9 protein-coding genes are annotated in these 9383 nt (G+C 70.1%); 4 read left to right on the top strand and 5 right to left on the bottom strand.

The window, feature by feature from the left end:
- The 3 genes from VGL85_RS19460 to VGL85_RS19450 all read right to left on the bottom strand — a co-directional run.
- Positions 1 to 1187: ATP-binding protein (locus tag VGL85_RS19460; RefSeq protein ID WP_331590669.1), on the bottom strand; the 1187-nt coding region annotated here is incomplete at its 3' end.
- Positions 1184 to 1939 carry a response regulator gene (locus VGL85_RS19455; protein ID WP_331590668.1) on the bottom strand — a complete coding sequence of 252 codons (756 nt, stop codon included), beginning with the start codon at positions 1937 to 1939 and terminating at the stop codon, positions 1184 to 1186. The genes VGL85_RS19455 and VGL85_RS19460, both read right to left, overlap by 4 nt.
- 66 nt (positions 1940 to 2005) lie before the next feature.
- Entirely contained in the window at positions 2006 to 2653 is a 648-nt protein-coding gene (locus VGL85_RS19450) for an MBL fold metallo-hydrolase (protein WP_331590671.1), read from the bottom strand.
- Positions 2654 to 2729: 76 nt separating this feature from the next.
- On the opposite strand from VGL85_RS19450, the gene VGL85_RS19445 reads away from it, so the two are divergent.
- The 4 genes from VGL85_RS19445 to VGL85_RS19430 all read left to right on the top strand — a co-directional run bounded on the left by VGL85_RS19445 (position 2730) and on the right by VGL85_RS19430 (position 7758).
- Positions 2730 to 3128 carry a type II toxin-antitoxin system HigB family toxin gene (locus tag VGL85_RS19445; protein ID WP_331590667.1) on the top strand — a complete coding sequence of 133 codons (399 nt, stop codon included), beginning with the start codon at positions 2730 to 2732 and terminating at the stop codon, positions 3126 to 3128.
- An 11-nt stretch (positions 3129 to 3139) separates the two neighbouring features.
- Positions 3140 to 3499, top strand: a complete 360-nt coding sequence (locus VGL85_RS19440) for a helix-turn-helix domain-containing protein (protein WP_331590666.1) — start codon at positions 3140 to 3142, stop codon at positions 3497 to 3499.
- A gap of 22 nt (positions 3500 to 3521) precedes the next feature.
- Positions 3522 to 5963: an ATP-dependent helicase HrpB gene (gene hrpB, locus VGL85_RS19435; protein ID WP_331590665.1), complete on the top strand. Its 2442-nt coding sequence runs from the start codon at positions 3522 to 3524 to the stop codon at positions 5961 to 5963.
- A gap of 220 nt (positions 5964 to 6183) precedes the next feature.
- Positions 6184 to 7758: an APC family permease gene (locus VGL85_RS19430; RefSeq protein WP_331590670.1), complete on the top strand. Its 1575-nt coding sequence runs from the start codon at positions 6184 to 6186 to the stop codon at positions 7756 to 7758.
- Here VGL85_RS19430 and VGL85_RS19425 read toward each other — a convergent pair.
- Both VGL85_RS19425 and VGL85_RS19420 read right to left on the bottom strand, forming a co-directional pair.
- The gene (locus VGL85_RS19425) at positions 7755 to 8546 is read right to left on the bottom strand and encodes an RNA methyltransferase (protein ID WP_331590664.1); all 792 of its coding nucleotides are present in this window, start codon (positions 8544 to 8546) and stop codon (positions 7755 to 7757) included. The genes VGL85_RS19430 and VGL85_RS19425 overlap by 4 nt on opposite strands.
- Positions 8543 to 9383, bottom strand: an 841-nt coding sequence (locus VGL85_RS19420) for a class I SAM-dependent methyltransferase (protein WP_331590663.1), incomplete at its 5' end; no start/stop codon positions are given. The genes VGL85_RS19425 and VGL85_RS19420, both read right to left, overlap by 4 nt.

Below are 9383 nucleotides of genomic sequence, written 5' to 3'. Positions count from 1 at the left end.
AACACCCGCTCCAGGTCCTTCTCCGGCAGACCGCAGCCGTTGTCGTCGATCTCGACCACCGCGCAGTCGTCTTCGGCATAGACACGGATGCGCGCCTGGCGGCCGAACTTCACGGCGTTTTCCAACAGGTTGTTGAACAGCCGCCGCAGGGCCACCGGATCGCCGTCGATCACCACCTTGTCGGCGGTCTCCACGGCCACATCCAGGCCGGTCTCGCTCATCTCGTCTGCCAGGCTCTCCAGCAGCGACGACAGCTCCAGCCGCGTGCGCTGGGCGGCGCGGGTGGCGTCGCGGACGAAGGCCAGGGTGCCGGAGATCATCGCCTCCATCTCGGCGATGTCGGCGGCCATCTTGACGCGCAGGTCATCCGGCGCGCCCTCGACGCGGAAGCGCAGGCGGGTCAGCGGCGTGCGCAGGTCGTGGGCGACGGCGCCGACCATAGCGGTGCGGTCCTCGACGTAGCGGGCCAGGCGCTCCTGCATGTGGTTGAAGGCCTGCACGGCGACATCGACCTCGCTGGGCCCGCGGATGGCGATCGGCGGCGCGCGCGGGTCGCGCCCCAGCCGCTCGGCGGCCTCGGCGAACTGGGCGATCGGCTTGGCCAGGCGGCGGGCGAACAGATAGGCCATCGGCGCCAGCACCAGCGCGCTCAGGATGATCGACAGGATAAGCCGCATCTGCCAGGCCGACGGCTGCAGCGAGGGCTTAGGTTCGACGATCAGCCAGTGGCCGTCGGGGCGCAGCCAGCCGACCTGGAACGGGGCGATCAGGAAGCGTTCCTCGGACGGCTCGCCATTCTTGGTCAACTCGCTGCGCACCAGCAGGAACTGCCGCCGGTCCGAAAAGGGCGTGAAGTCGGTGCTGACCATCAGGCTCGCCGGTGCGGCCCCGAGCAGCTTGGCCAGCGTCTCGCGTCCGGGCGAAACCAGGCCCGGCGGCGCCTGGGCGTCGATCGGCGGGCGATCGGCGATGTGGGTGACCAGGGGCCGCCGGCCGCTGCCCATGACTCCGGTCCCGCCCCGCAGCACCTGGGCGATCTCGTTCATGCGGTAGAAGTCCGGCATCGGCGGCGGCAGGTTCAGCACCACCAGAAGATTGATGGTCAGGGCGCCGACCAGGCTGAGGACGATCAGCGCCAGCAGCTGGGCGAACAGGGTCGCGGTCGGCTGCCGCCGGGCCGTGCTCACCCGCGGGTCACCTTGGCGGTGAAGACATAGCCCTCGTTGCGGATGGTGCGGATCAGCTCCTGGCCGCCGGAGCCGTCGTCCAGCTTCTTGCGCAGCCGGCTGATCTGCACGTCGATGGCGCGGTCATAGGCCTCGGTGTCGGGCCCGCGCGCCAGGTCGAGCAGGCGATCGCGGGTCAGCACCCGCTGCGGCCGCTCGACAAAGGCGCGCAGCAGCGAAAACTCGCCCGAGGACAGGTTCACCACCACCCCTTGCGGCGAGCGCAGTTCGCGGCGCACCAGATCCAGCCGCCAGCCGGCGAAGGCGCAGCCGGCCCCCAGCGGCCCGTCGGCCGAGCGCGGCTCCTGGCGCCGCCGCAGCACCGCGCGGATGCGGGCGAGCAGCTCGCGCGGGCTGCAGGGCTTGGGCAGATAGTCGTCGGCGCCCAGTTCGAGCCCGACGATGCGGTCGGTCTCCTCGCCCATGGCGCTCAGCATGATGATGGCCGGGCCGTCGGCGCCGGCGATGCGCCGGCAGATGGCCAGCCCGTCCTCGCCCGGCAGCATGATGTCGAGCACCACCAGGTCGACGGGGCCCTTCGACAGGATGCGCTCCATCTCGCCCGCGTCGCCGGCCGTCTCGACGATGAAGCCGTGGCGGGTGAGGAAGTCCGACACCACGTCACGGATGCCCGGATCGTCATCGACCATGAGGATGCGGACGGCGGGGCCGCTGTCGGTGCGTGTCGCCGTGTTTTCGGCCAGGGTTTGCATGGCGCCTTATCGCAAAAAGCCGCAACGCCCTGATTTCAAGACTGAAACAGCCTTGCTGCGTCCGTCCTATTCGCCTGCCTCGGCCAGGGCTTCATCCGAGACCCAGGGATTTGTGCGCCGTTCCGCGCCAAAGGTCGACATCGGTCCGTGTCCCGGCACGAAGGCGACGTCGTCGCCCAGCGGCCAGAGCTTGGTGGTGATGGATGCGATCAACTGGCCATAGTCGCCGCGCGGGAAGTCGGTCCGCCCGATCGAATCCTTGAACAATACGTCGCCGACCTGGGCGAAGCGCGCCTGGCGATGGAAGAAGATCACGTGGCCGGGCGTGTGTCCGGGGCAGTGGCGCACCTCGAACACGGTCTCGCCGAGCGTCACGACGTCGCCGTCGCCCAGCCAGCGGTCCGGCGTGAAGCCGCGCGCGTTCGGCATGCCATAGCGTTCGCCGCTCTCGGCGATCCGGTCGATCCAGAACTGGTCGTCGGGATGCGGACCCTCGATGGGGACGCCGGTGGCGTCCTTCAGCGCGGCGGTCCCGCCGGCGTGGTCCATATGGCCATGGGTGATCCAGATCTTCTCCAGCGTCAGCCCGTGGTCGCGCAAGGCGGCCAGCAACCGCTCGACCTCGCCGCCGGGGTCGATGATCGCCGCCTTCATCGTCTTGGTGCACCAGACGATGGTGCAGTTCTGCTGCAACGGCGTCACCGGCGCGATCATGGCGCGGATCGGCAGGGTGTCGGGATCGGCCACAACGGCTCCTGGCGGTTTCGGTAGGTAGATTAGACCGGGGAGGGTGGACTTCAAATTGGCCTTGGCGCGCGGCCAGAACCGTTCCCAAACCGCGAACATTACGTTGTTCCCGATACGGGTACGTGTTAATGCAAATCCTGTGAGAATCATCGCTCGCAGGGTTCTGGTCGCCTTCGCGCTTCGGCATCCAGAGACAACGGCGTCGCTGAGCCATTGGGAGCGGGTCACAAAGGCGGCGGCCTGGAAGAGCCCGGCCGAGGTTATCGACGCCTTCCCGAAGGCGAAAACGATTAACGGCGAGCGCGTTCGCTTCGAGGTTTCGGGCGGAAATTATCGTCTGATCGTCGCGTTCGATTTCGGACGGGCGGCCGCCTTCATCAAGTTCATAGGCTCCCACGCCGAGTACGACCGGGTGGACGCCGCCACGGTTTCCCAGTTCTGAGAGGTCATCCCATGGATATTCGCCCCATCCGCACCGAAGCCGATCACGATGCGGCCGTGCGTGAGATCGAGCGCCTTTGGGGCGCGGCTGAAGGCACGCCCGAAGGCGATGCGCTGGACGTGCTCATCACGCTGGTCGACGCCTATGAGACCGAACACTTCAAGCTGCCCGCGGTCTCTCCGGTCGAGATTGTCAAACAGGTGATGGCCGAACGTGGCTACACCCAGGTTGACCTCGGAAAAGTGTTCGGCTCGCGCTCGCGAGCCTCCGACCTGCTCTCTGGACGACGCGGCCTCTCGCTTGAACAGATCCGGCGGCTCCATGCCGCTTGGAAAATCCCCGCTGAAGCGCTGATCGGTGAGGCCGCCTAGGCCCGAGCTTCACCGCCAAGCGATGACAAATCTGCCCATCGAGGACGCGCTCCCGGCGCTGAAGGCCGCCCTGGCCGAAACAACCGCCGCCGTGGTGGTGGCGCCGCCGGGGGCCGGCAAGACCACCGTGGTTCCGCTGTCCCTGCTGAACGCGCCCTGGACCGGCGGCGGCAAGCTGATCGTGCTGGAGCCGCGCCGGCTGGCGGCCCGCGCGGCGGCCGCGCGGATGGCGTCGACGCTGGGCGAATCCGTCGGTGACACCGTCGGGTTCCGCGTGCGCATGGACAGCCGCGTCTCGGCCCGCACCCGGATCGAGGTGGTCACCGAGGGGGTGTTTTCGCGCATGATCCTCGACGATCCCGGTCTGGATGGCATAGCCGCGGTGCTGTTCGACGAGTTCCACGAGCGCAGCCTGGACGCCGATCTGGGCCTGGCCTTCGCCCGCGACAGCCAGGCGCTGCTTCGCCCCGACCTGCGCCTGCTGGTCATGTCGGCCACGCTCGACGGCGCCCGCGTCGCGACCCTCCTGGGCGATGCGCCCATAATCGAGAGCCAGGGGCGCAGCTGGCCGGTCGACACCCGCTATCTCGGCCGGAACCCAAGCCTCGCCATCGAGGACCAGACCGTCCGCGCCATCCTGCGCGCCCTGGCGGACGAAGACGGCGGGCTGCTGGTCTTCCTGCCGGGCCAGGGCGAGATCCTGCGCGTCGCCGAGCGCCTGGCCGAACGCCTGAAGGATCCGGCCATCGAGATCGCGCCGCTCTACGGCGCCCTCGACGCCCGCGACCAGGACCGCGCCATAGCGCCGACCGCCGCCGGCCGCCGCAAGGTGGTGCTGGCCACCTCGATCGCCGAGACCAGCCTGACCATCGCCGACGTCGCGGTGGTGATCGATTGCGGCCTGGCCCGCGTGCCGCGCTACGACCCGGCCAGCGGCCTCACCCGCCTCGCCACCGTGCGGGTTTCCCGCGCCTCCGCCGATCAACGTCGCGGCCGGGCCGGGCGTGTCGGCCCCGGCGTCTGCTACCGGCTGTGGGACGAGGCCGAGACCCGCAGCCTGGTCGCCTTCGAGCGGCCGGAGATCCTGGAGACCGACCTGTCGCGGCTGGCGCTGGACCTGGCTCGCTGGGGCGCCCGCGATGTCGACGCGCTCGCCTTTCTCGACCGCCCGCCCGCCGCCGCCATGGCCGAGGCGCGCGCGCTGCTGTCGGGCCTGCGCGCCCTGGACGCCGCCGGCGCGCTCACAGACCACGGCCGCGCCATGAGCGACCTGCCGCTGCCGCCGCGGCTGGCGCACATGGTGCTGGTCGGGGCGGCCAGAGGGGCAGGGCGCCGCGCCGCGCGGATCGCCGTCCTGCTCACCGAGCGCGGCCTTGGCGGACGCGGCGCCGACCTCTCCAGCCGCCTGGACGGCTTCGCCCGTGACCGTTCGCCACGCGCCCGCGACGCCGCGGCCCTGGCCGAGCGCTGGGCGCGCGCCGCCGGCGCCCGGGGCGACGACGCCGCCATCGACGACGGGCTGCTGCTCGCCGAGGCCTTCCCCGAACGCATCGCCAAGGCGCGCGGGCCGGCCGGCGCCTATCAGCTGGCCAGCGGCCGCGGCGTCACCCTCGATGCCGCCGAGGCCCTGGCGCGCGAGCCTTGGCTGGCGGTGGCCGAACTCGGCGGGGCTACGGCCCGCGACCGCATCCTGCTCGCCGCACGCCTCGACGAGAGGGCGCTGAAGGCCGAATTCGGCGACCGCATGACGCTGGAGGAGACCCTGGAGACCGGTCCCGGCGGCGCCCTGCGCGCCAAGGAAACGCTCCGGCTCGGGCGCCTGGCCGTCGAGGAGCGGACCATCGCCAATCCCGACCCGGCCCTGATCCAGGCCGCCCTGCTGGACGAAGTGCGCCAGAAGGGGATCGGGAGCCTGCGCTGGGGCGAAGCCTCGGCGGCCTTGCGCGCCCGCGTGGGTTTTCTGCGCGCCGCCGACCCGGCCTGGCCCGACCTGGGCGACGAGGCCCTGGCCGCCGGCCTGGCCGACTGGCTGGCGCCGCTGCTGGCCGGCAAGACCGCGCTCGCCGCGATCAACGACGCGGCCCTGGAGGCGGCGCTCCGCGGGCTGATCCCCTACGACCTCCAGCGCCGCCTCGACGCCGCGGCGCCCGCCCGCTGGACCGCGCCCACCGGGTCCAGCTTCGCCATCGACTACGCCGCCGAGGGCGGGCCGCGCCTCGACGTCCGCGTGCAGGAACTGTTCGGCCTCGGCGTCCACCCCACGGTCGGCGGGGTCCCGCTCACCCTGGCGCTGCTCTCCCCGGCCCACCGACCCATCCAGCTCACCAAGGACCTGCCCGGCTTCTGGAACGGCTCCTGGGCCGACGTCCGCAAGGACATGCGCGGCCGCTATCCCCGCCACGAATGGCCGGAGGACCCCGCCAGCACGGCGCCAACCCGGCGGGCCAAACCCCGGCGCGGCTGAGCCGGAATTTGGGACACGTACGACGTTGAGTAGCCGCGCCAAATGCGCCGCGCGCCTATGAGGTCGTACGTGTCCCCAATTCCTCCCGCTTCGACGGCGCCGCGATGTAGCGCCGCACCCGCGCCGCCCGCGCCTCATTGCCCCGGCGCGCAGGCCCCGCTAGCGTGCCCACCGGCTCGGGCGTGCGCCCTGAGTCACGCGGGGCGGGGAGTTGAGCCATATGGCGGGTATTGCGGGCATTTTTCGGCGCAAGTCGGTCGAACAGATCCAGGCCGAGCATGAACATGGCGAGCTGAAGCGCTCGCTGGGGGCGCTCAACCTCGTCCTGCTCGGCATCGGTTGCATCATCGGCGCCGGCATCTTCGTGCTCACGGGTCACGCCGCCGCCGAGTGGGCGGGGCCGGGGATCGTGATCTCGTTCGTGATCACTGGAATCCTCTGCGGGCTGGTCGCCCTCTGCTATGCCGAGCTCGCGTCGGCCTTGCCGGTCTCGGGCTCGGCCTATTCCTACAGCTACGCCTCCACCGGCGAGCTTGTCGCCTGGATCATGGGAGTCCTGCTGCTGCTCGAGTACGGGCTAGCCGCCTCCACCGTCGCGGTGAGCTGGTCCGGCTATCTGCTCAGCTTGCTGGCCGACATGCACATCGCCGTCCCCCAGGTTCTGAGCGCGGCGGGGCCAGTCAAGGTGAACGGTGTCGTCGTCGGTCACGGTGTGATGAACCTGCCGGCCATGCTCGGCATCGCCGGCGTCACGGCCCTACTGGTCGTCGGGGTCTCGGAAAGCGCCACCGTCAACAACATCATCGTTGCGATAAAGGTCACGGTGGTGCTGGCCTTCATAGGCATCGGCGCCTTCTATGTTCACCCGGCGCTCTGGCATCCGCTGATCCCGCCGCAGGTTCCCGCCCCGCCGCCCGGCACGCCCATGGACATGGGGCATCAGATTCTGCGGGCGCTGATCGATATCCTCACCGGCGGCAGCGGCTCCCGCTATGGACTTTCCGGCGTCGTTCACGGCGCCGCTGTAATCTTCTTCGCATATATCGGGTTCGAGGCTGTCTCGACCGCGGGCGCCGAATCGAAGAACCCGGGCCGGGACATGCCGATCGGCATCCTCGGCGCCCTCGCCATCTGCACGGTCCTCTACATCGCGACCAGCGCGGTGCTGGTCGGGATCGTGCCTTACGCCAGGCTGGACGGCCCGGCGCCGATCGCAACGGCGGTCAACTATATCGGCATCGGCTGGTTCGCGGTTGTGGTGAAGATCGGCGCCATCGCGGGACTCACCAGCGTGATGCTGGTCTTGCTCTACGGCCAGACCCGCATCTTCTACACAATGAGCCACGATGGGCTTCTGCCGTCTCAGCTCGCGGTGGTGCACAAGCGGTTCAAGACCCCCTGGATCAACACCATCATCGTCGGATTGGTGGCGGCGGGCTGCGCCGGGTTTCTGTCGCTGGATACCCTCTCGGAAGTGACCAACGTCGGCACGCTCGCGGCCTTCGCCATCGTCTGCGGCACGGTGATCTACCTGCGCGTCACCCACCCGGCGATGAAGCGACCGTTCCGCACGCCGCTCTTTCCGATCGTGCCGATCTTGGGCGTGATCATGTGCGTGATGCTGCTCATGAGCCTGATGGCGGTGCGGGGCACCCGCAATTTCTTCATCGTCTACATGGCGGTCGGCGTTGCGGTGTATTTCAGCTACGGCATGTGGAACTCGAAACTGGGCCGCGGGATTGTGACGGCGCCGGATACACTGGCCGGCATGGAGGCGCCGCACCCCGACCCTTAGGCCGTCACCGCGTAGATCATGATCCCGGTCGCCACGGCCAGGTTCAGGCTGTCGGCGCGGCCGCGCATGGGGATTTTCACCTTGAGGTCGCAGATGGCGGCCAGGTCGGGGCTCAGGCCCGCCTGTTCGGGGCCCATCAGGATGAGAGTGGGTTTTTTGTATTGCGCCGCGCGGTAGTCGGCGTCGGCGCTGAGCAGGGTCCCGACCACCGATCCCGGCCAGCCCGTGCGCCAGGCGACGAACCCGGCGGTTGTGGCGCGATAGAGCGGCGTTGCGAACACCGAGCCCATGGTCGCGCGCACCGCTTCGACCGAATAGGGGTCGCAGGTCTCGCCGACCAGGATGACGCCGCCGACCCCGGCCGCATCGGCCGTGCGCACGATGGTCCCGAGGTTGCCCGGATCGCGCACGCTCTCCAGCGCCACCCAGCAGGGGGCGGAGGCCGGATCGAGTTCGTCCAGCCGCGTAAACACCTGCCCAAAGACCGCGACCACGGTCTGCGGGTTGTCGCGGCGGGAGACCTTTTCCAGGATGGCGCGGCTGACCTCGACGACATCGCCGCCAGCCGCCGCCGTCGCCTCGGCCGCCCGCCGCAGCAGCGGCTGGCCGGCCGCGTCCGGTCCGTAGAGCAGGATTTTCGGGATGTGGCCGAGGTCGAGCGCGTCGGTGGTCAGCTTCAGGCCCTCGGCGAGAAACAGCCCCGTGTCCTCGCGTTCCCTGCGCCGATGCAGGGCGCGCACCGCCTTGACGGTCGGATTGGTCAGCGAGGTGACCTGGCGGGCGCTCAACGGGCGCTCCAGCGAGCGAAGAAGGAGAGGCCGACGCCGCGATCGCCAGCCTGCTCCATCAGGGCGAGCTCGCCCCAGTCGATGCGGCCGCCGCGGCCCTCCATCGCCTCGCCCAGCAGGCTGGCCAGGGAGAGGCCGGAGACCCGCTCGGCATAGGCGTTGAGGATCAGGAAGCCGGCGTCGGGCGACAACAGGCCGACGCAGAGCCTGAGCAGTTCGGGCAGGTCCTCGAACAGCCGCCAGACCTCGCCGTTGGGCCCGCGGCCATATTTCGGCGGATCGAGGATGATGCCGTCGTACCGCACCCCGCGGCGAACCTCGCGCTGGACGTAGCGGCGGGCGTCCTCGCAGATCCAGCGCACCGGGCGGTCCGCCAGGCTGGACAGCTCGGCGTTCTCGCGCGCCCAGCCGATCGCCTTCCTAGAGGCGTCGACATGCGTGACGGCCGCGCCGGCCGCGGCGCAGACCAGGCTGGCCACCCCGGTATAGCCGAACAGGTTCAGCACCTTGGCGCCGGGCGCTGGCCGCAATTGGTCGTCCAGCCAGGCCCAGTTCGGCGCCTGTTCCGGAAAGAAACCCAGATGGCGAAAGGCGGTGAAGCGGCCGAGGAACTTCACCTCGCGCCAGGCCATCGGCCAGCCGTCCGGCGCCGCGCGCGCGAAGCGCCAATGGCCGGCCTCGTCCTCGTCGGAGGGCTCGAACACCGCATCGGCCCCGGCCCAGGCCGCCTCGTCCAGCCTTGGCCGCCACAGGCATTGCGGCTCCGGGCGGACCAGGCGATAGGGGCCGCAGCGCTCGAGCTTGCGCCCGTCGCCGCTGTCGACCAGGCCGTAGTCG

This window comes from Phenylobacterium sp. (assembly GCF_036501465.1).
Classification (GTDB): domain Bacteria; phylum Pseudomonadota; class Alphaproteobacteria; order Caulobacterales; family Caulobacteraceae; genus Phenylobacterium.
The sequence above is the reverse complement of the archived record's forward strand: the minus strand, read 5'-3'. Positions and strand labels throughout refer to the sequence as shown.